We start from the raw sequence: 22,002 nt of genomic DNA on the forward strand, positions 1-22,002 counted from the left end.
ACGCATGTCTGTCCTGAACACGTCCCTGCACGAGTTGGACCCGGAGATCGCCGCCGCCGTCGACGCCGAGCTCGGGCGGCAGCAGTCGACGCTGGAGATGATCGCCTCGGAGAACTTCGCTCCGCTGGCCGTCATGGAGGCGCAGGGGTCCGTCCTGACCAACAAGTACGCCGAGGGGTACCCGGGGCGGCGCTACTACGGCGGGTGCGAGCACGTCGACGTCGCCGAGCAGATCGCCATCGACCGGGTGAAGGAGCTGTTCGGGGCGGAGTACGCGAACGTCCAGCCGCACTCCGGCGCCTCCGCCAACCAGGCCGCTCTCTTCGCGCTGGCCCAGCCCGGGGACACGATCCTCGGGCTCGACCTCGCGCACGGCGGGCACCTCACGCACGGGATGCGGCTCAACTTCTCCGGCAAGCAGTTCGATGTCGTCGCCTACCACGTGTCCCCCGAGACCGGGCTCGTCGACATGGAGGAGCTGGAGCGGCTCGCGCGCGAGCACCGGCCGAAGGTGATCATCGCCGGGTGGTCCGCCTACCCGCGTGAGCTGGACTTCGCGGAGTTCCGGCGGATCGCCGACGAGGTCGGGGCGTACCTGTGGGTCGACATGGCGCACTTCGCCGGGCTCGTCGCGGCGGGGCTGCACGCCAACCCGGTGCCGTACGCGGATGTGGTGACGTCCACGACGCACAAGACGCTGGGCGGGCCGCGCGGGGGGATCATCCTCGCGAAGTCGTCGTTCGCCAAGAAGCTCAACTCCTCGGTGTTCCCCGGGTTCCAGGGGGGTCCGCTGGAGCACGTCATCGCCGCGAAGGCCGTGTCGTTCAAGGTCGCCGCCTCCGAGGAGTTCAAGGAGCGGCAGCGGCGTACGGTGGAGGGGGCGCGGATCCTCGCCTCGCGGCTCACCGCCGAGGACGCCCGTCAGGCCGGGGTGAACGTCCTGTCCGGTGGGACCGACGTCCACCTGATCCTCGTCGACCTGCGGGAGTCCGCGCTCGACGGGCAGCAGGCCGAGGACCGGCTCCACGAGGTCGGCATCACCGTCAACCGCAACGCCGTCCCCAACGACCCGCGTCCGCCGATGGTGACGTCCGGGCTGCGCATCGGGACGCCCGCGCTCGCGACCCGTGGCTTCACGGCCGAGGACTTCACCGAGGTCGCGGACGTCATCGCGCAGGCGCTGAAGCCGGTGTACGACGCGGAGGCGCTGCGGATCCGGGTGAAGGCGCTGGCGGACCGGCGTCCGCTGTATCCGGCGCTGAGCAAGTAGGCCGGTCGGCCGGTCGGGCGGGGGTGGGTCTTCGGGGCCGCTTCCGTCCGGGCGGGGCGGGCCTCGGGGCCGGTCCCGCCGGGGCGGGTGGGTCTTCGGGCCTCCTCCGCCGGGGTGGGGGTGGGTCCTCGGGCCTCCTCCGCCTGGGTGGGGTGGGTCCTTGGGGCCGCCCCGCCCGTGTTCGTAGTCCCCGGCGTGGCATCCGGTGTCGTGTGTCCGCGTCCTTTCTGGTTGGAGTCCCCGTGGCCATCTCCGTGTTCGACCTGTTCTCGGTCGGTATCGGTCCTTCGAGTTCGCACACGGTCGGTCCGATGCGGGCGGCGCGGATGTTCGCGCGGCGGCTGCGGAGCGAGGGGGTGCTCGGGTCGGTCGCGTCCGTGCGGACGGAGCTGTACGGGTCGCTGGGGGCGACCGGGCACGGGCACGGCACGCCGAAGGCCGTACTCCTCGGCCTGGAGGGCAACTCGCCGCGCACGGTCGACGTCGAGGGCGCCGACGAGCGGGTCGAGGCCATCAAGTCCACCGGTTCGCTGCGGCTGCTGGGCGAGCGGGAGATCGCGTTCTCCTTCGACGACGATCTGATCCTGCACCGCCGCAAGGCGCTTCCGTACCACGCGAACGGGATGACCCTCTGGGCGTACGACGCCTCCGGCGCCGAGATCCTCACGCGGACCTACTACTCCGTGGGCGGCGGGTTCGTCGTCGACGAGGAGGCGGTCGGCGCGGACCGCATCAAGCTGGACGACACGGCGCTGAAGTATCCGTTCCGTACCGGCGACGAACTCCTGCGTCTGACGAAGGAGACGGGGCTCTCCATCTCCTCCCTGATGCTGGAGAACGAGCGGGCCTGGCGCACCGAGGACGAGATCCGCGCCGGGCTGCTGGAGATCTGGCGGGTCATGCAGGCGTGCGTATCGCGGGGCATGTCGCGGGAGGGCATCCTCCCCGGGGGCCTGCGCGTCCGCCGCCGCGCCGCCGTGACGGCCCGTCAACTCCGCGCCGAGGGCGATCCGTTGGCCCGCGCCATGGAGTGGATCACGCTGTACGCCATGGCCGTGAACGAGGAGAACGCGGCGGGCGGGCGGGTCGTCACCGCGCCCACGAACGGCGCCGCCGGGATCATCCCCGCCGTCCTGCACTACTACATCGACTTCGTGCCCGGCGCGGACGAGGACGGCGTCGTCCGCTTCCTCCTCGCCGCCGGGGCGATCGGGATGCTGTTCAAGGAGAACGCGTCCATCTCCGGGGCCGAGGTGGGGTGTCAGGGGGAGGTCGGGTCCGCGTGCTCCATGGCCGCGGGGGCGCTGGCCGAGGTCCTCGGCGGGTCTCCTGAGCAGGTCGAGAACGCCGCCGAGATCGGCATGGAGCACAATCTCGGGCTCACCTGCGATCCCGTGGGCGGGCTCGTGCAGATCCCGTGCATCGAGCGGAACGGGATGGCCGCGGTGAAGGCGGTGACCGCGGCGAAGATGGCGATGCGGGGGGACGGGTCGCACAAGGTGTCTCTGGACAAGGTCATCAAGACGATGAAGGAGACGGGGGCGGACATGAGCGTGAAGTACAAGGAGACGGCTCGGGGTGGGCTGGCGGTGAACATCATCGAGTGCTGAGGGGGCTTTGGGCGGCGGGCTGGGGGGCTCGTGCAGGGGTCCGGCGGGGGGTCTCGGGAGGGGCAGGCCGGGGGCTCGCGCAGGGGTCCGGCGGGGGGTGGTCTGGGGGGTGGTCTCGGGAGGGGCGGTTCTATCCCTGTGTGAGTGTGCTGATGGTGTGGTGGAGGAAGGCTGCCGCTGTCGCGCCGTCGCATGTGCGGTGGTCGAAGGTGAGGGAGAGGGGGAGGGTCGTGCGGACGGTGACTTCGCCGTTCACCGCCCAGGGGCGGTCCGTGAGGCGGCCGGCGCCGAGCATCGCCGTCTGGGGGTGGTTGAGGAGGGGGGTCGCGCCGTCGACGCCCAGGGGGCCGTAGTTGTTGAGGGTGAAGGTGCCGCCCGTGAGGTGGTCGGGGGGCAGGGTGTCCGTGCGGGCCAGGGCTGTCAGGCGGGTGAGTTCCGCGGCGAGGTCCTTCAGGGGGAGGGTGCCGGCGTTCCTCGCCACCGGGGCCGCGAGGCCGTTGGGGGTTTGGGCCGCGAACGCCAGGTTGATGTGCGGGAGTTGGATCAGTTCACCCCGGTCGGGGTCGATCCGTGAGTTGAACTCGGGGTATTTCTCCAGGGCCTTGACGGCTGCCTCGGCCAAGAGGGCGAGGAGGCCGACCCCTTCGGACTGCTTACGGGCCAGGATGCGGGTCGCGTCGGTGTCGGCCCAGATGGTGACGGCGGGGGTGTCGCGCTGGGCGCGGAGGAACTTGTCGGCGGTGGCGCGGTTGAGGGGGGTGCGGGAGGGGGTGTTCGGGGTGAGGCGGGGGGTTTCGGGGGCCGGGGTGAAGCTTGGGGTTTCCGACGTCAGGGCAGGGGTGTCCGGGGTGATCCCGGCGTTCTGCGCGGCGACCGCTGTGGTCTTCGGGGTGCGGCCCGTGCCGTAGCCCGTGAGGACCGCGCCCGAACCGGCGTCCGTGGTGGGCCTGTTGGCGGCGGGCGGGGGTGCGGGGGTGCTGTCGGGCCTCGGGGGCTGCTGCGTGGGCGGGGCCTCGGCGACCGACACGAGCGGTGCCCCCACCTCGACCGCCGCGCCGGCGGCGGAGTGCAGCGCGGTCACCACCCCGGCGTACGGACTGGGCAGTGACACGAGGGACTTGGCCGTCTCGACCTCGACGAGAGGCTGGTCGTGGGTGACCCGGTCCCCGACGCGGACCAGCCATTCGACGACCTCGGCCTCGGTGAGCCCCTCCCCCACGTCGGGCAGGCGGAAGGTGCGTTCGGGGCGGCGCACCGGCTCGGGGTGGACGCGCCGGAGCGCCGCCAACACCCGCGCGGCGTCGGGCAGATGGGCGTGTTCGAGCAGCGGCGGCGGATACGGCACGTCCAGCCCGGTGACCCGCAGCACGGGCGCCCGCAACGCGTCGAAGCACCTCTCCTGGACGCGGGCGACGATCTCCGCGCCCACCCCGGCGAACCCCTGCGCCTCGTGGACGACGACGCAACGCCCGGTCCGCCGTACGGAGTTGACGAGCCCGGCGTCATCGAGGGGAACGACCGTCCGCAGGTCGAGCACCTCGACGTCCAGCCCCTCCTCGGCGGCCTCCTCGGCGGCGGCGAGGGCGACGGCGACGGCGGGCCCGTACGCGACGAGCGTGACGTCGCTCCCGGCGCGGCGGACGGCGGCGGTGCCGAACGGCTCGGCGCGCAGCGGGAGTTCGACGTCCTCCTTGGTCCAGTAGTGCCGTTTGGGTTCGAGGAGGACGACGGGGTCGGGGTCGTCGATGGCCTCGCGCAGGAGGGAGTACGCGTCGCCGACGGTGGCCGGGGTGACGACCTTGAGCCCGGCGGTGTGGGCGTAGTACGCCTCGCTGGAGTCGCTGTGATGCTCGACCCCGCCGATGCCGCCCCCGTACGGGACGCGCAGGACGATCGGCAGGGAGAGCGCCCCGCGCGTCCGGTTGCGGAGTTTGGCGACGTGGGAGGCGATCTGCTCGAACGCCGGGTAGGCGAACGCGTCGAACTGCATCTCCACGACCGGCCGGAACCCGGCCATGGCGAGCCCGACGGCGAGCCCGACGATCCCGGACTCGGCAACGGGCGTGTCGAAGCAGCGGTGTTCACCGAAGTCGGCGGTGAGCCCGTCGGTGACGCGGAAGACGCCGCCGAGCCGCCCGACGTCCTCGCCGAACACAAGAACGCGTTCGTCGGCGCGCAGGGCGTCCCGCAGGGCGGTGTTGAGGGCCTTGGCCATGGTCGTGGCGGTCATCTCAGCAGCCCTCCAACACGGCGCGCTGTTCGACGAGTTGAGGGGTGGGCGTACCGAAGACGTGGTCGAGGAGGCCGCGCGGGTCGACCACCGGGTCCTCGGCGAGCCGTACGCGCACGTCGGCCGCGTACGCCTCCGCCTCGGCGGCGATCTCCACCACCTCGTCCGGCGTGAGGAGTTGACGCTCCATCAGCCACGACTCCAGCCGCTCGACAGGGTCCCGGTCCCGCCACGCCTCGGCCTCCTCGGCGGACCGGTAGCGGGAGGGGTCGTCGGCGCTGGTGTGCGCGGCCATGCGGTAGGTGTGCGCCTCGACCAGCCAGGGCCCGCCTCCGGCACGTGCGCTCTCAACGGCCTTGCGCAGTACGGCGATCAGGGCGACGGCGTCGTTCCCGTCGACCTGTTCGGAGCGGACGCCGTAGCCGACTCCCTTGTACGCGAGGGCCGGTGCGGCGCTCTGTGCGGCGAACGGCACCGAGATGGCGTACCCGTTGTTCTGCACGAGGAAGACCACCGGCGCCTTCAACACCCCTGCCAGGCCCAGCGCTTCGTGGAAGTCGCCCTCGCTGGTGGCGCCGTCGCCGAGGAGGGCGAGGGCGATGGTGTCGGTGCCCTTGAGGCGTTCGCCGTGGGCGAGGCCGGTGGCGTGGGCGGTGTGGGTGGCGAGCGGGGTGCACTGGGGGGCGGTGCGGTGCGCGACGGGGTCGTACCCGCAGTGGGCGTCGCCGCGCAGCAGGGTGAGCGCCTCGACGGGGTCGATGCCCCGGCCGACCAGGGCGACGCAGTCGCGGTAGGTGGGGAAGAGCCAGTCGGTGGGGCGCAGGGCGAGGGCGGCGCCGATCTGGCACGCCTCCTGGCCGAGGCTGGAGGGGTGGACCGCGAGGCGGCCCTGCCGGGCGAGGGCGGTGGCCTGCGCGTCGAAGCGGCGGCCGACGACCATTTTCCGGTACGCGGTGCGCAGCGATTCCGGATCGGGCAACGAGTATTCCCCGTTCTCATTCCCCGAAAACCATTGGACCGAGGCCGTTTCTCCGATGCGCGGAAGAAAACGAACCGGGCCCTCGGATGGCAGCCACGGAAGCCGTGACCGTGTCGGCCTGTCGCTCATCTCTCCAGCCGTCCTCTCGTCACGGAACCGTGTCAGGTCTGAGCTAACACACCCTCGGCACCCTGTCTGAGAAGGGGAAATGAAGCGGAACTGAACAATCAGCCGGTCTATACCACTCCTTGACCAAGCACCAGATGTCAACCGACCGTTGGGCCAACCGCAATGCGTGGTCCTCCCGTTATTTGCTGAGTCCCGGATGCAATTGAAAGGCGAAGAACGACCTGCGGAAGGCAAGGCAATGTCCCGAGTACGCCCCTCAGTACACGCGGGAAATCGGCATTACTCGCTCGTCTGCTCCTCCTGCGGGGCGCGGCACGCGGACGATGGGCTGATCCTCGACTGCACCCGCGCGCACGAACCGGCGTTCCTGCGCGCCGAGTACGAGACCCCTTTCGGTGCGGCTTCTTTCGGTGCGGCTTCTTTTGAGGCGCCGCGTACCGGGCTGTTCCGGTTCGCCTCGCTGCTGCCGGTCGTGCGTACCTTCCCCGACGTACCCGGTCCCGTCGTCCTGCGCGCCGAGAAGCTCGGGCGCAGGCTCGGACTCGACCGGCTGTGGACCGCCTTCAACGGGCACTGGCCGGAGCGCGGCGCGCACCTGCCGACCTGCACGTTCAAGGATCTTGAGGCGTACACCGTGCTCGGCAGGCTGCCCGCCGACCCGCCCGTCCTGGTGATTCCCTCGGCGGGCAACACGGCCGCCGCGTTCGCCTGGGCGGCGACCCTCCACCAGGTCCCCTGTCTCATCGTCGTTCCCGCGTCGGCGCTCGACGCCATGCGCTTCCCGGGGCCGCTCGACCCGTGTGTGCGGATCGTCGTCCTCGACGGGCCCGCGACGTACAGCGACGCCATCGCCTGCGCCGATCTGCTCTCCGCGCTTCCCGGGCACCGGGCCGAGGGGGGTTCACGCAACGTGGGGCGGCGGGACGGGCTTGGGGCCGTGCTGCTGGCGGCAGTTGAGGCGATCGGGGGGTTGCCGGAGGTGTACGTCCAGGCGGTCGGCAGCGGTACCGGGGCGCTCGGGGTGCATGAGGCGGCCGGGCGGGTGCGGGCCCGCGGGGAACGCCTGCCTCGACTGATGATGTGTCAGAACGCGCCGTTCGCGCCGCTGTTCGAGGCCTGGCACGGGGGCGGTGCTGCTCCCGCCGACCGTGAGCGTGAACCTCTCGCCCGTGAACTCACCAATCGGCGCCCGCCGTTCGCCGTTCGGGGTGGGGTGCGGGAAGCGCTCGTCGAGAGCGGGGGTGACGTGTTGTGCGTCGACAACTCCGGTGCGCTGGCCGGCATGGCGCTCTTCGAGGAGACCGAGGGGATCGACATCGAGCCGGGTGCGGGGGTCGCGGTCGCCGCGCTGGCGGAGGCCGTTCGGGCGGGGAAAGTCCGGCGCGACGAGGTCGTGCTGCTGAACATCACGGGTGGGGGGCGGGCTCGGCGGGAGCGGGATGTCCGACTGGTGGCCGCTGAGCCGTGGCTGCGGGTGCCTTGGCCTGGGGGTGCGGGTGGGGTGGAGGGGGTTGACGGGGCTCGGGTGGTGGCGGAGTTGGTGGGCAATGCGGGGGTGGGAGTGGGGGGTTCGGGGGTCGGGCGGTCGGAGGCGGCTCGTTCGGGAGTGCCCCGGCCGGAGGAGGCGCGTTCGGGGGCGGGTCATACGGCTGACGTTCATACGGGGGCGGCGCGTTCGGGAGTGGCTCGTTGAGTTTTCCGGCCTCCAACGGACCCCACGCTCAGGAGAGTTCAGCGATGACCGTACGCCTTGTCCCGTCCGCCGCTCAGCGGTCCATGTGGTTCGGAACGCGGCTCGACGGGGGTGACGCCGCGTACAACGTCGGCGAGTTCACCGAGATCCATGGCACCGTCGACCCCGGTCTGCTCCAGGCCGCCGTACGTCAAGTCGTCGCGGCCACCGAGACGTTGCGCTCACGGTTCGTCGAAGACGCCGAGGGCGTGGGGCTGTTGGTCGATCCGGAGGTCTCATGGTCCATGCCGGTCGTGGAGGTCGACGGGATCGAGGCCGCCCGGGAGTGGATGGAGCGGGACTTCGCCGTGCCGTTCCATCTGGAGCAAGGGCCCCTGTTCCGGTACGCGTTGCTGCGGGCGGGGGACGGGCACTGGGTCTGGTACCAGGCGTATCACCACATCGCCGTGGACGGGTTCAGCTGTTCGCTGATCGCGGGGCGGGTGGCCGCGGCGTACACGGCACTGGTGGAGGGCGTCGACGCGGCCGGCGTTCCGGACGCGCCGCTCGGGCCGCTGCTCGCCGCCGATGACGCTTACGACGGTGAGGCGGACCGCGCGTACTGGCACCGCGCCCTCGCCGACCGGCCCGACCCGGTGAGCCTCTCGTCCCGGCCGCCCCGCGTCTCCGGGCGCTTCCTGCGCCGTACGAGCCACGTCACCGGTGAACTCGTCCACGCCGCCGCCGACTTGACCGGCACCCGTTGGTCCCGGGTCGTCCTCGCCGCGACCGCCGCGTACCTGCACGCGATGACCGGCGCCGAGGAGATCGTCCTCGGGCTCGCCGTCACCGCCCGCACGTCCCCGGCCGAACTCGCCACCCCGGGCATGGCGTCCAACGTCCTCCCGCTGCGCATCCCCGTACGCCCCGACGCCCTCGCCGCCGACCTCGTGCGCGAAACCGCCGACGCCACCCGGGAGTTGCTCGCCCACCAGCGGTACCGGGGCGAGGAGCTGCGCCGGGAGTTGGAGTGGCCGGAGGGCGGGCGGCGGTTCTTCGGGCCGGTCGTCAACATCATGGCGTTCGGGCCGGAGTTGAGGTTCGGCCCGTACCCGACGACCCGTCACAACCTGTCCACGGGGCCGGTCGAGGATCTCGCCGTCAACGTCTACGACCGCGCCGACGGCAACGGAGTCCGCGTCGACTTCGACGCCGGCACCGAGCAGTACACGGAACCCGGACTCGCCGCCCACCAGCGGAGGTTCGTCCACTTCCTGGAACGTTTCGCGGAGGCCGTGCGCACACCGGGCGCCCTCGTCGGACGGGTCGTCCCCACCCTGCCCGGCGAGGAGTCGACCCTCATCGGGGCCTCCGCGACGGGCGCCGGGGGCAGCATCCCCGGCCTGTTCGCGGCCCGAGTCGCCGCGACGCCGGACGCCGAGGCCGTCGTACAGGGTGAACGCACCTTCTCCTACGCCGAGTTGGACCGCCGCGCCAACCGGCTCGCCCATCGGCTCCTGCGCCTGGGCGTACAGCGCGAGGAACGCGTCGCCGTCCTCGTACCCCGCTCCCCCGAACTCCTCGTCGCGCTGCTCGCCGTCCTCAAAGCGGGGGGCGCGTACGTCGGGCTCGACACGTCCGCGCCGCCCGCGCGCACCGTCCAGATCCTCGAAGAGACCGGCGCACGGCTCCTGTTGACCGACGGGGGCGAGGCGCCGTACGCCGGGCTGAGCGTCGTGCGGACGGGTGACCCTTCGCTGCTGGACGAGCCGGACGTCCGGCCCGAGGTTGCGGTGATGGACCGTCAACTCGGCTATGTCAGCTACACGTCGGGCTCGACCGGCACGCCGAAAGGGGTCGCCGTCACCCATCACGACGTCGTCTCCCTGGCCCGGGACTCGGCGTTCGCGGGCGGCGGTCACGCCCGGGTCCTCGTGCACTCGCCGACCGCCTTCGACGCCTCCACGTACGAGATGTGGGTGCCGCTCCTCGGGGGCGGGACCGCTGTCGTCGCCGAGGCCGGTGTACCCGTCGACGCCTTCTCCGTACGGGAGTTGACGGAGCGTCATGGTCTGACCGGTGTCTGGCTCACCGCCGGGTTGTTCCGGCTCGCCGCCGAGGAGGACCCCGGGTGTTTCGCGGGGTTGCGGGAGGTGTGGGCCGGGGGTGAGGCGGTGCCCTCGGGGGCCGTGCGGCGGGTGCTGGAGGCGTGCCCCGGGGTGACCGTCACGAACGGGTACGGGCCCACCGAGACGACCACCTTCGCCACGAACCGCCCCTGCTCCGCCGGGAGTTCGGTGCCGGACTCGCTGCCGATCGGACGGCCCTTGGACGGCATGCGCGCCCACGTCCTCGACCCGGCGCTGCGGCCCGTACCCCGGGGCGTCGTCGGGGAGTTGTACCTCTCCGGGGACGGGGTCGCCCGCGGCTACCTCGGCCGGCCCGGCGCGACCGCCGAACGCTTCGTCGCCGACCCCTGCGGACCCGTCGGCGCCCGTATGTACCGCACCGGCGACCGGGTCCGCGTGACCGGCGCCGGCGAACTGGAGTTCCACGGCCGCACCGACTCCCAGCTCAAACTCCGCGGCTTCCGCATCGAACCAGCCGAGGTCGAAGCGGCCCTCGCGGAACATCCCGGGGTGACGCAGGCGGTGGTGCTCGTCCGGGGCGAACGGCTGATCGGATACGCCGTGTCGCAGGCGGACCCGGAGGAGCTGCGCGCCCATCTGGCCGCCCGCCTCCCCGAGTACGCGGTCCCCGCCGCCGTCGTCCCCCTCGCGCGCCTCCCCCTCACCCCCAACGGCAAGCTCGACCTCCGCGCCCTCCCCACGCCGCCGGCCTCCGCCGCCCCGGGCCGCGCGGCCCGCTCCCCTCTGGAGGAAACCCTCTGCGGCCTCTTCGCGGACGTCCTCGACGTCCCGGCGGTGAGCCCCGACACCAGCTTCTTCGCCCTCGGCGGCCACTCCCTCCTCGCGTTGCGCCTGGCGGGGCGGGTGCGGGATGCCCTCGGGGTGTCGCCGGCCCTGCGTGACATCTTCGCCTCCCCCACTCCGGCGGGGCTCGCCGAGCTGCTGAACGGCGCTGCCGCGCACACGGCTCCGCGGCCTCTCCTCCGGCGGGGCGCGGTGGACGCTCCGCTGTCCTCCGCCCAGCGACGGTTGTGGTTCCTCGACCGGCTGGAGGGGGCGGGGGCGGCGTATCACGTGCCGTTGGCTGTGCGGTTGGTGGGGGGCGGGGTTGATGTGGGGGTGCTGGAGGAGGCGTTGGGGGATGTGGTGGGGCGGCATGAGGTGTTGCGGACGGTTTATCCGGCGGGGGGTGGGGTGCCTTGCCAGCGGGTGGTGGGGGTGGGGAGGGTTCGGGTGGGGGTTGAGGTGGTGGGGGTTGAGGTGGCTGGGCGAGTGGATGAGCCACTCGGCCACCGGGCCACTGCGTCCGGGGCCGGGGCGGCGGCCGGTGCTGGTGCCGGTGCAGTGGATGAACCACTCGGCCAGTTGACCACCTCGGTCGGCGCGGCGGCTGGGCAAGTGGATGAGCCACTCGGCCACCAGGCCACCCCGCAGAGCGCTGGCGCAGTGGATCAGCCACTGGGCCAGTCGACCACCCGGGCTGGCGCGGCAGTCGGCGCGGCAGCTGGATCAGTGGCTCAGCCACTCGGCCTCTCCGCCACTCTCTCCGCTCGCCTCTCCGCGCTTGCCGCTCGGGAGTTCCGGCTGGGCGAGGACTTGCCGATCCGGGCCCATCTGATCGTGGTCGGGCCCAAGGAGCACGTTCTGTTGCTCGTGCTGCATCACATCGCGGCCGATGGACAGTCGCTGGAGCCGCTGGCGCGGGATCTCGCGACCGCGTATGCGGCCAGGTCGGCGGGGCGGGCTCCGGGGTGGGCGCCGTTGGCTGTGCAGTACGGGGACTTCGCGGCGTGGCAGGCGGAGTTGCTGGGGGACAGGGAGGTGGTGGGGCCGCAGGTCGAGTACTGGACGCGGGCGTTGGCGGGGGTGCCTGATGAGCTGGCGCTGCCGGTTGATCGGCCCAGGCCGGCTCGGGCGACGCATCGGGGCGGGGATGTGGCCGTGCGGTTGGGCCCTGAACTGCACGGGCGGATACGGACGTTGGCCGGGGAGACGGGGACGACTCCGTTCATGGTCGTCCAGGCCGCGCTCGCCGCGTTGTTGACCCGGCTCGGCGCGGGGAGCGACATCCCGATCGGGACGCCGGTCGCGGGGCGGGCGGACGAGGTGCTCGACGACCTGGTCGGCTGCTTCCTCAACACGCTGGTGCTGCGGACGGACACGTCGGGCGACCCCGGTTTCCGGGAGCTGCTCGGACGCGTGCGGGAGACCGACCTCGCGGCGCACGCGCACCAGGATCTCCCGTTCGAGCAGGTGGTCGAGGCGCTCGCGCCGCCGCGTTCGCTGGCCCGGCATCCGCTGTTCCAGGTGATGCTGGCATTCCGGCCGAGCGAACCGGAGTTGCGGCTCCCGGGTCTCCAGGCGACGCCGATCGCGGTGGAGACCGGTGCCACGAAGGTCGATCTCACGTTCAACCTGGGTGAGTTGAGGGCGTCGGACGGATCCCCGGCCGGTATCGCGGGGTTCCTCCAGTACAGCGCGGACCTGTTCGACCGCCGCACGGCCGAGGACCTCGTCGTACGGCTGGAACGGTTGCTGCGGGCGGCAGTCGACAACCCGGACCACCCCATCGGCGCGCTGGAGATCCTGGGGACGGACGAACGCCGCCGTATCGTCGAGGAGTTCAACGACACCGGGCGGGACGTCCCGGAGACGACGTTCCCGCGCATGTTCGAGGAGCAGGCCGCGCGGCGCCCTGACGCGGCAGCCGTGACGGACGCCGAGCGCGAACTGACGTACCGCCAACTCGCGGCACGCTCGGACGGCTTGGCGCGCGCCCTGATCGCGTCCGGTGCCGGACCGGGACGCGTCGTCGCCTTCTCGCTCCCCCGTTCCGTCGACATCGCCGTGGCCGTCCTGGCCGTACTCAAGTCGGGCGCCGCCTACTTGCCGCTCGACCCGGAGCACCCGGCCGAGCGGACGGCGTACTTGCTGGTGGACGCGGACCCTGTGTGCGTGATCTCTCGGGACCGGATGGACGTCGGCTGCCCGGTCGTGAGCCCCGACGCCACGGGCGGGGAAGGCGAGTTGGCCGATCCGGGTCCGGCCGACGCCGCCTATCTGATCTACACCTCCGGAACCACCGGTCGCCCCAAGGGTGTTGTGGTCGAGCACCGCAACCTCACGAACTACGTGGCCCGTTGTGTCGAGGAGTATCCGAGCCTGAGGGGGGCGTCGCTCCTGCACGCGACGATGTCGTTCGACGCGACGGTGACGACGCTGCACGGCGCGCTCGCGGCGGGCGGCCAGGTGCACATCGCGGCCGTACACGAGGCGGGCGACCGGCGGTTGACGTTCCTCAAGGCCACCCCGAGCCACCTCGCCCTCCTCCCCGTGCTGCCGCACGACATCTCTCCGGCCGAGGAGTTCATGCTGGGCGGCGAGGCCCTGGTGGGTGAGGCGCTGCGGGCGTGGCGCCGGGAGCATCCCGGGGTGCGGCTGATCAACCACTACGGGCCGACGGAGCTCACGGTGGGCTGTACGGACCACCGGATCGAGCCGGGCGACGAACTCCCGTCGGGGCCGGTGCCGGTGGGGCGGCCGATGTGGAACACGCGGGCGTACGTGCTGGATCGGCGCCTGAACCCCGTACCGGCGGGCGTGGAGGGCGAGTTGTACGTGGGGGGCGCCCAGGTGGCGCGGGGCTACCACAACCGGCCCGCTCTCACCGGCGAGCGTTTCGTGGCCGATCCGTACGGTCCGCCGGGCAGCCGGATGTACCGCACCGGCGATCTGGCGGTCCAACGCGCCGACGGGACGCTGGAGTTGCGTGGACGGTCGGACGGTCAGCTGAAGATCCGGGGGCTCAGGATCGAGCCCGGCGAGATCGAGGGCGCGCTCACGTCGTACGACGGGGTCGAGCAGGCAGCGGTCGTCGTGCGCGAAGACCGGCCTGGCGTAAGGCGGTTGGTGGGGTATCTCGTGGGCGCGGCCCTGCTGGACGCGGCGGACGTACGGGCGCACGCGGCGCGGCGGCTGCCCGAGCACATGGTGCCCGAGGCGCTCGTGGTGCTGGACGCCCTGCCGATGACGGCGAACGGCAAGCTGGACCGGGACGCCCTTCCGGCGCCGGTGGTCGAGCGCGGTGGTGAACGTGCGCCGCGCACTGCGGCGGAGAGGGTGCTGCGCGACCTGTTCGCCGGGGTGCTGGGCCGTGAAGTCGGCCTGGACGACGGCTTCTTCGACCTCGGCGGGGACAGCATCGCGTCCATCGACCTCGTCAGCAGGGCGCTCGCCGCGGGGCTGCGGCTGAGCCCGCGTGACGTGTTCGAGCACCGTACGGTCGCGGCCCTCGCCGCAATCGCGGCCTCCCGTCCGGCCGCCTCGCGCGGGCCTGCTCAGGAGTCGGCGACGGGAGCCGTTCCGCTCACTCCGGCGATGCACCGGCTGCGTGAACGCGGCGGCCCCATGGGTCAGTTCAGCCAGTCTGCGGTGCTCGTCACGCCGGTCGGTGCCGACGAGCGGAGTCTCACCGCCGCGCTCCAGGCCGTCGTCGACCACCATGACGTGCTGCGGATGCGGGTCGGCGCCGATTGGTCGGCCGGCATCCCCGCGCCGGGCAGCGTGCGGGTCGCGGTGAAACGGGTCACCAGCCCGGAGGACCTCAAGGCCGACCATCTCGCGCCAGAGCAGGGCGAGTTGGTGCGGGCGGCCTGGTACGACGCCGGGCCCGGACGGCAGGGGCGGCTCCTGCTCACGGTTCACCACCTCGCCGTGGACGGCGTCTCCTGGGGCATCCTCCGCGCCGACCTCGCCGCAGCGTGGCGTGGAGAGCAACTGCCGCCGAAGGGAACGCCGTTCCGGCAGTGGGCGCGTCTGCTGGAGGGCGAGGCGGAGAAGCGGCTCCCTGAACTGGAGGTCTGGCGACGCCTGTTGGACCACCCCGCGTCCGACGACCGCTCCCCCGACCCGGCGCGGGACGTCGTCGGCGCCGTCCGGCACCTCACCCGCGTCATTCCGCCCGAGCCGGCCACCGACCTGCTCACCACGGTCCCGGCCGCCTTCCACGCCGGTCCCGACGACGTTCTGCTCACCGCTCTCGCCCTCGCGTTCACCCGCTGGGACCGGCGTCCGGCGCTGCTGGTGGACGTCGAACGGCACGGCCGGGAGGACCTGTTCGAGGACGTCGACCTGTCGCGCACGGTCGGCTGGTTCACCAGCGTCGCACCGGCCCGACTCGACCTCGCTGACGTCGAACTCTCCGACGCCGCAGGGGTGTTGCGGGCGGTCAAGGAACAGATGCGGGCCGTACCGGATCACGGCATCGGGTACGGCGTGCTGCGGCACCTCCACCCGGAGGCGGGCGCCGCACTCGCCCAACTCCCGGCGTCTCAGGTCGGGTTCAACTACCTGGGCCGTGCGACGCGCGAACTCCCCACGAACGACTGGGCGTCCGTCCCCGACGAACTCCCCGGCGATCTGGCGCTCGGTGCCGCGCACGATCCCCGGCTCCCCGTCGCGCACGGCCTGGAGGTCACCGTCGTCGCCGATGACGACGGACTGCGGGCCGTGTGGTCCTGGGCGCCCGGCATCTGGTCCGAGGCCGAGGTCGAGGCCCTCGCCGACCTGTGGTGCGCGGCGCTCGACGAGTTGAGCCGCACCGGCTCGGCAGGCGGACACACGCCGTCCGACCTGCCCCTGGTGTCCCTGTCCCAAGCAGAGATCGACGAACTCGAAGCCGAGTTCGGCAGCGAGTGGAGGTAACCCCCGGTGACCCGGTCCGGAATCGCGGATGTCCTACCCCTGTCGCCTCTGCAAGAAGGGCTGCTCTTCCACGCCCTGTACGACGACGAGGGCAGTCCCGACGTCTACGCGGCCCAGCAGGTACTGGAGTTGACCGGCAAGGTCGACCCGGCCGCCGTACGCGCCGCCGGTCAGGCGCTCCTCGACCGGCACCCCAACCTGCGCGCCTGCTTCCGGCGCCGGGAGGCGGGAGCGCCGGTACAGATCGTCCCCACGGACGTCGAACTGCCCTGGGCCGAGGCCGACTTGTCCTCGCACGGCGACTCCGAGCGGGACGCCGCCTGGCAGCGCCTCCTCGACGAGGAGCGCGCCCGGCGCTTCGACCTCTCCAGGCCGCCGCTGCTGCGCTACCTGCTCGTCCGGCTCGGCCCTGAGCTGCACCGGCTGATCATCACCAACCACCATATTCTGCTGGACGGTTGGTCCAAGCAGCTCCTCACCCGCGAGCTCGCCGCCCTGTACGCGGGCGAACACCCGACCGCGCTCCCACCCGTGCCGCCGTACCGGGACTACGTGGCGTGGCTGGCCCGCCAGGACCGTCCGGCCGCCGAACAGGCGTGGCACGACGAGCTGTTCGGCCTCGACGCGCCGACCCACCTCGCACCCGGCGTCCCCACGGCCCCTGTGCTGCCGCACGAGTTGATCGTCGAGTTGCCCGAGGATCTCACCAACCAGGCCGAACGCACGGCCCGTTCCCTCGGCGTCACCCTCAACACCCTTGTCCAGGGCGCCTGGGGTGTACTCCTCGGTCGGCTCACGGGGCGGTCCGAGGCGGTGTTCGGGCAGACGGTGTCAGTGCGCCCGCCCGAGCTGCGGAACGTCGCCTCGATGGTCGGGTTCTGCATCAACACTGTGCCGCTGCGGGTGCGTTGGGACGAGCACGCGACCGTCGCCGACCTTCTCACCGGGCTCCAGTCGCGGCAGGCGGGACTCCTGCCCCACCAGTATCTCGGGCTCGCCGACATCCGCCGGGCCGCCGACGTCGGTGACCTCTTCGACACGCTGCTCGCCTTCGAGAACCATCCCGGCGCCCAAAGCGACTCCCCCGTACGTCAGTTGACGGGCCGCGACGCCACCCACTACCCCCTCACCCTCGCCGTCCTCCCCGCCCGTCGCCTCGCCCTGCGCCTCTCCTACCGCCCCGACGCCTACGACGAGCCCGGCGCCCGCCGACTCCTCGACCGCTTCGCCGTGGTCCTCGCGGCGCTGGCCGGTGACGTGTCGCGGCGGGTCGGCGAGATCGAGGCACTGCTGCCCGGCGAACGGGAACGCCTGCTGCCGCCCGCACCGGCCGCCCTCGAATCGCCCGACGCCACGCTCCCCGGCCTCTTCGCCCAGCAGGCGGCCCGCACCCCCGACGCGACGGCCGTCGTCCACAACGACACCCGCCTCACATACTCGGCCCTCGACGCATACTCCACCCGCCTCGCCTCCCTCCTCACCGCTCACGGCGCCGGCCCCGAACGGCTCGTGGCCCTCGCCCTGCCGCGCTCCGCCGAGCTGGTGGTCGCGGTCCTGGCGGTGCTGAAGGCAGGCGCCGGGTACGTGCCGATGGACCCGGCGTATCCGGCGGAACGGCTGGCGTTCATGCTGGCCGACTCGCGGCCGGTACTGCTGCTCGCCGGGGACGGGGTGGAGGTACCGACCGGGTGTGAGGTGCCGGTGGTGCGGGTTGGGGCGGTGGCCGAGTGGCCTGTGGATGAGTGGCTGAGCCAGTCATCCAGCACAGCCACGGCCGATCCCACCCGAGTGGATGAGTGGCTCAGCCACTCGCCCGCCTCCACACCACCCGTGGACCAGTGGCTGAGCCACTCGACCACTCCCCCGCCAGCCACCCCGCCCCAGGCGGTCCAGTGGCTCAGCCACCCATCCACCACCGCCTACGTCATCTACACCTCCGGATCCACCGGCCGCCCCAAGGGCGTAGCGATCCCCCACAGCAACGTCGTGCGGCTGCTCTCCGCCACCCGTCGCTGGTTCGACTTCGGGCCGGGCGACGTGTGGACGCTCTTCCACTCGTACGCCTTCGACTTCTCGGTGTGGGAACTGTGGGGGGCGTTGCTGCATGGCGGGACACTGGTGGTGGTGCCGTTCGAGGTCAGCCGGGACTCGGGGGAGTTCTTGCGGCTGCTCGTGCGCGAGCGGGTGACGGTGGTGAACCAGACGCCGTCGGCGTTCGGGGAGTTGTTGCGGGCGGACGCGGCGGCGCCGGAGCTGCGGGGGCGGTTGGCGTTGCGGTATGTCGTGTTCGGCGGGGAGGCGCTGGATCCGGGCGCGGTGGTCGAGTGGTTCGGCCGGTATCCGCAGGACGCCCCGGTGCTCGTGAACATGTACGGGATCACCGAGACGACCGTCCATGTGACCGGGCTGCCGCTCACAGCGGAGGTGGTCAGGGACGGCAGGGGACGGATCGGGGAGGTGATTCCCGACCTGCGGGCGTATGTGCTGGACGCCGGGTTGCGGGTCGTGCCGCCGGGGGTGGCAGGGGAGTTGTACGTCGCCGGGGCCGGGCTCGCGCGGGGTTATGTGGGGCGGGCGGGGCTGACGGCGGGCCGGTTCGTGGCGGATCCGTTCGGTGGGCCGGGTGAACGGATGTACCGGACGGGGGACTTGGCGCGCTGGTCGGTGAACGGCGAGTTGGAGTACGTGGGTCGGGCGGACGACCAGGTCAAAGTGCGCGGGTTCCGGATCGAACTCGGCGAGGTGGAGGCCGCGTTCGCTCGACAGGAGGGCGTCGAGAAGGCCGTCGTGGTCGTGCGGGACGGCCGGCTGGTCGCGTACGCCGTCGGACAGGGCCTGGACGCGGAGGAGTTGCGTCGGCGCGCGGCTCGTACGTTGCCCGAGCACATGGTCCCGGCGGCGGTAGTGTCCCTGGCGCGGCTGCCGTTGACCGCGAACGGCAAGGTGGACCGGGCCGCGCTGCCGCAGCCCGTGACGGCGGGCGGTCGCACAGGCCGGGCGCCGCGTACGCCGCAGGAGGAGATCCTGTGCGGGGTGTTCGCGGAGTTGCTCGGGGTCGCGGCGCATCAAGTCGGCGTGGACGACGGGTTCTTCGACCTCGGCGGTGATTCCCTGCTGGCGATGCGGCTCACGGACCGGGTCCGGGGTGCGTTCGGTACGGCGTTGCCGGTGCGGGCGGTGTTCGAGGCACCGACGCCGGCGGCCCTCGCCGAGAGGCTGCGGGCCGAGGAGGCGCACGCCGAAGCGCGACCCCAACTTGCCGCGTACGAGAGGGGTTACGCGCCGATTCCGTTGTCGTACGCCCAGCAGCGGCTGTGGTTCCTGAGCCGGCTGGACGCGGGCAACGGGACGTACACCGTGCCGTGGGCGCTGCGCTTGTCGGGCCCGTTGGACCGGGAGGCGTTGCGGGCGGCTCTCGGTGACCTGGTGGCGCGGCACGAGTCGCTGCGGACGCTGTACCCCGACTTCCAGGGCACTCCGTACCAGCGGATCGTGGATGCCCGGGACGTGGAGCTGGCAATCGTTCCGACGACCGCCGGGGAACTCGCCGCGCGCCTGACCGAGGCCGCCCGGCAGCGGTTCGACCTCGCGGCCGAACTCCCGCTTCGCGCGACCCTGTTCGAGCTGGACGCCGAGACGCATGTGCTGTCGCTCGTGGCACATCACATCGCGGTCGACGGCTGGTCGATGGCGCCGCTGATGCGGGACCTGGAGACGGCGTACGCGGCGCGCGTCGCCGACACCGAACCAGGCTTCTCCGAACTGCCGTTCCAGTACGCCGACTTCGCGCAGTGGCAGCGCGAGACGCTGGGGGACGCGTCGGACGCGGACAGCCTGATGGGGCGTGACATCGCTTTCTGGCGCAAGGCATTGGCCGGTGCGCCTGCCGAGTTGCCCCTGCCGCTCGACCGTCCGCGCCCCGCCGAGCCGACCGGGCGCGGAGAGAGGGCCGGGTTCACGATCGACGCGGACCTGCACGCGGGCCTGACCCGGCTTGCCTCCGAGTCGAAGGCGACCCTGTTCATGGTGGTGCAGGCGGGACTTGCCGCGCTGCTCACGCGGTTCGGTTCGGGGACGGACGTGACGATCGGGACGCCCGTCGCCGGGCGGCCGGACAGCAGGCTGGACGAGTTGGTCGGGTTCTTCGTCAACAGCCTCGCGCTGCGCACCGATACGTCGGGCAACCCCACCTTCCGTGAACTGGTCGGCCGGACACGGGAGTTCGATCTCGCGGCGTACGCGCATCAGGACGTGCCGTTCGACGTTCTGGTGGATGCGCTCGGCACGCGGCGGACGCTGGCCCATCACCCCTTGTTCCAGGTGGTGTTGGCGTTCACCGGGCACGGCGAGCAGACGTCGCTGCGGCTGCCCGGGATCGAGGCGGGCCGCGAGATCGTCGAGACCGGTGCCGCTCGCTTCGATCTGTCGCTCTACCTGAGCGAGCGCCGCGCGGACGACGGCACCCCGGCGGGGATCGACGGAATCGCCGAGTACAGCACGGACTTGTTCGACAAGGAGACGGGCGAGCGGCTGGCGCGGGCGTTCGTGCGGCTGCTCGCCGCGGTCGTGGCGGATTCCGGGGTGCGGATCGGGGACGTGGATCTGCACGGGGACGACGTACGGCCCGTACGTCAGGTGCGCCAGGAACCGGCGCCGGTCGCACCCTCGACCGAGGCCGCAGCGAGCGGTTCCCCGGCCGAGCGGGTACTCGCCGGTCTCTACGGCGAGTTGCTGAAGCTGGACGAAGTCCCCCTGGACGAGGACTTCTTCGCGCTCGGCGGTGACAGCATCGCGGCGATCCGGCTGGTGAGCAGGGCCGCCGAGGCGGGTGTGGTGATCACGGCGCGGGAGGTCTTCAAGCACCAGACGGTACGGGAGCTGGCGGCGGTGGCCCGGGGCCCGGTGACCGTGGAGGCGGACGACGGGACCGGTCTGGTTCCCCTCACTCCGATCATGCGGTGGCTTCTCGAACGCGGCGGCCCTGTAGGGAGGTTCAGTCAGTCGGTGTTGCTGACGGTTCCGGCTGAGGCCCAACTCCCGGATCTCACCGGGGCACTTCAGGCTCTGCTCGACCATCACGACATGTTGCGGGCCGAGTTCGTGGCCGAGGGGCTGGTTGTGCCGCAGGCGGGTGCGGTGAACGCCGCCGACAGGATCGTCCGGCGCGACGTCTCCGGCATCGACGACTTCCGGTCCGTCGTCGCCGAGGAGTCCGAGCGGGCCGTCGCCCTGCTCGATCCGGCGGGCGGGACGATGCTTCGCGCGGTGTGGTTCGACGCCGGTCCCGGGCGGGACGGGCGGCTGCTGATCGTCGTGCACCATCTCGTCGTCGACGGCGTGTCCTGGCGGGTGATCCTGCCGGACCTCAAGTCGGCGTGGGAGGCGGTCCGGGCCGGGCGGACGGCTCAACTGCCGGTCGTCGGAACATCGTTCAAGCGGTGGGCCGGGATTCTCCGGACCCAGGCGGCAGCGCGGGGCGACGAGGTCGAGCTGTGGCGAGGGGCGGCGGGGACGCCGTTGGGAGCACGGCCGGTCGATCCCGATCAGGACACCGCCGCCACAACTCGGGCCGTGCGGGTGGACCTTGGGGCGGAGGCGACCAGTCGGCTCATCGGCGGTGGCGGGGTCCAGGACGTGCTGCTCGCCGGGCTGGCGTCGGCTGTCGGTGCCCGGTACGGGTGCCCGGAGGTCGTCGTCGACGTCGAGGGGCACGGGCGGGAGGAAGTGGTTCCCGGCGTCGAACTGTCGCGTACCGTCGGCTGGTTCACCTCGCTCTACCCGGTGCGGATCAGCACGTCAGGTGAGCGGGCGCGTGAACTGCCGGACAACGGACTCGGATACGGGCTGCTGCGTTATCTCAACCCCGACACGGCGGACGAGTTGGCGAAGGTTCCGACGCCCGCGATCGGGTTCAACTACCTGGGCAGGTTCACCACTCCCGGCACGGAGTCGTGGACGTTCGCCCCGGAGTCGTCGTCCCTCGCCAAGGGAACCGATCCCGAACTCGCCGTCGCGCACGCCCTGGAGATCAACGCGGTCGTGCGGGACTCGGCAGAAGGGCCGGTACTGGTGGCGGACTGGTCGTGGCCCGAGGGGGTCCTGACCGAGGCCGAGGTGCGGGCGCTGGCGGAGACCTGGCGCACGGAGGTCACGTCAGCCGTCGCCCGAACCGACACCGAGCAGCACCGGCCCAATGTGCAGGCCCTCACCCCGTTTTCCGACGATCTGCCCTTCTCCGACGACGAACTCGCCGAACTGGCCGACGGATTGGACGACTGAC

General features: G+C 72.1%; 7 protein-coding genes. 5 read left to right on the top strand and 2 right to left on the bottom strand.

The genetic code is table 11. The features are described from left to right. Positions 1 to 4: 4 nt before the first annotated feature. Both glyA and PV682_RS16845 read left to right on the top strand, forming a co-directional pair. Complete coding sequence (gene glyA, locus PV682_RS16840; protein ID WP_319730512.1) at positions 5 to 1,270, top strand: serine hydroxymethyltransferase; 1,266 nt, start codon at positions 5 to 7, stop codon at positions 1,268 to 1,270. Between the two features lie 242 nt (positions 1,271 to 1,512). Further along, the gene (locus PV682_RS16845; protein WP_319730514.1) at positions 1,513 to 2,880 is read left to right on the top strand and encodes an L-serine ammonia-lyase; all 1,368 of its coding nucleotides are present in this window, start codon (positions 1,513 to 1,515) and stop codon (positions 2,878 to 2,880) included. A gap of 130 nt (positions 2,881 to 3,010) precedes the next feature. Here the strand turns inward: PV682_RS16845 and PV682_RS44340 are convergent, their stop codons facing one another. Then, positions 3,011 to 5,110, bottom strand: coding sequence for a 2-oxo acid dehydrogenase subunit E2 (locus PV682_RS44340; RefSeq protein ID WP_407705687.1), 2,100 nt, complete (start codon positions 5,108 to 5,110; stop codon positions 3,011 to 3,013). Between the two features lies 1 nt (position 5,111). Further along, positions 5,112 to 6,218 (bottom strand): thiamine pyrophosphate-dependent enzyme, encoded by a 1,107-nt coding sequence (locus tag PV682_RS16860; RefSeq protein WP_407705688.1) that lies wholly within the window; start codon positions 6,216 to 6,218, stop codon positions 5,112 to 5,114. 238 nt (positions 6,219 to 6,456) lie between these two features. Here PV682_RS16860 and PV682_RS16865 point away from each other — a divergent pair, with 238 nt between their 5' ends. Genes PV682_RS16865 through PV682_RS16875 form a run of 3 tightly spaced genes read left to right on the top strand, consistent with a single transcriptional unit; the run spans position 6,457 to position 22,001 of the window. Beyond that, a complete protein-coding gene (locus PV682_RS16865) occupies positions 6,457 to 7,911 on the top strand; it encodes a cysteate synthase (protein ID WP_319730518.1) in 1,455 nt (484 codons plus the stop codon). Positions 7,912 to 7,955: 44 nt separating this feature from the next. Then, entirely contained in the window at positions 7,956 to 15,722 is a 7,767-nt protein-coding gene (locus PV682_RS16870) for a non-ribosomal peptide synthetase (protein ID WP_319730520.1), read from the top strand. 6 nt (positions 15,723 to 15,728) lie between these two features. Continuing rightward, positions 15,729 to 22,001, top strand: a complete 6,273-nt coding sequence (locus PV682_RS16875; protein WP_319730522.1) for a non-ribosomal peptide synthetase — start codon at positions 15,729 to 15,731, stop codon at positions 21,999 to 22,001. The last annotated feature ends 1 nt before the right edge of the window (position 22,002 follow it).

The organism is Streptomyces niveiscabiei (genome assembly GCF_033794345.1).
GTDB classification, from domain to species: domain Bacteria; phylum Actinomycetota; class Actinomycetes; order Streptomycetales; family Streptomycetaceae; genus Streptomyces; species Streptomyces niveiscabiei.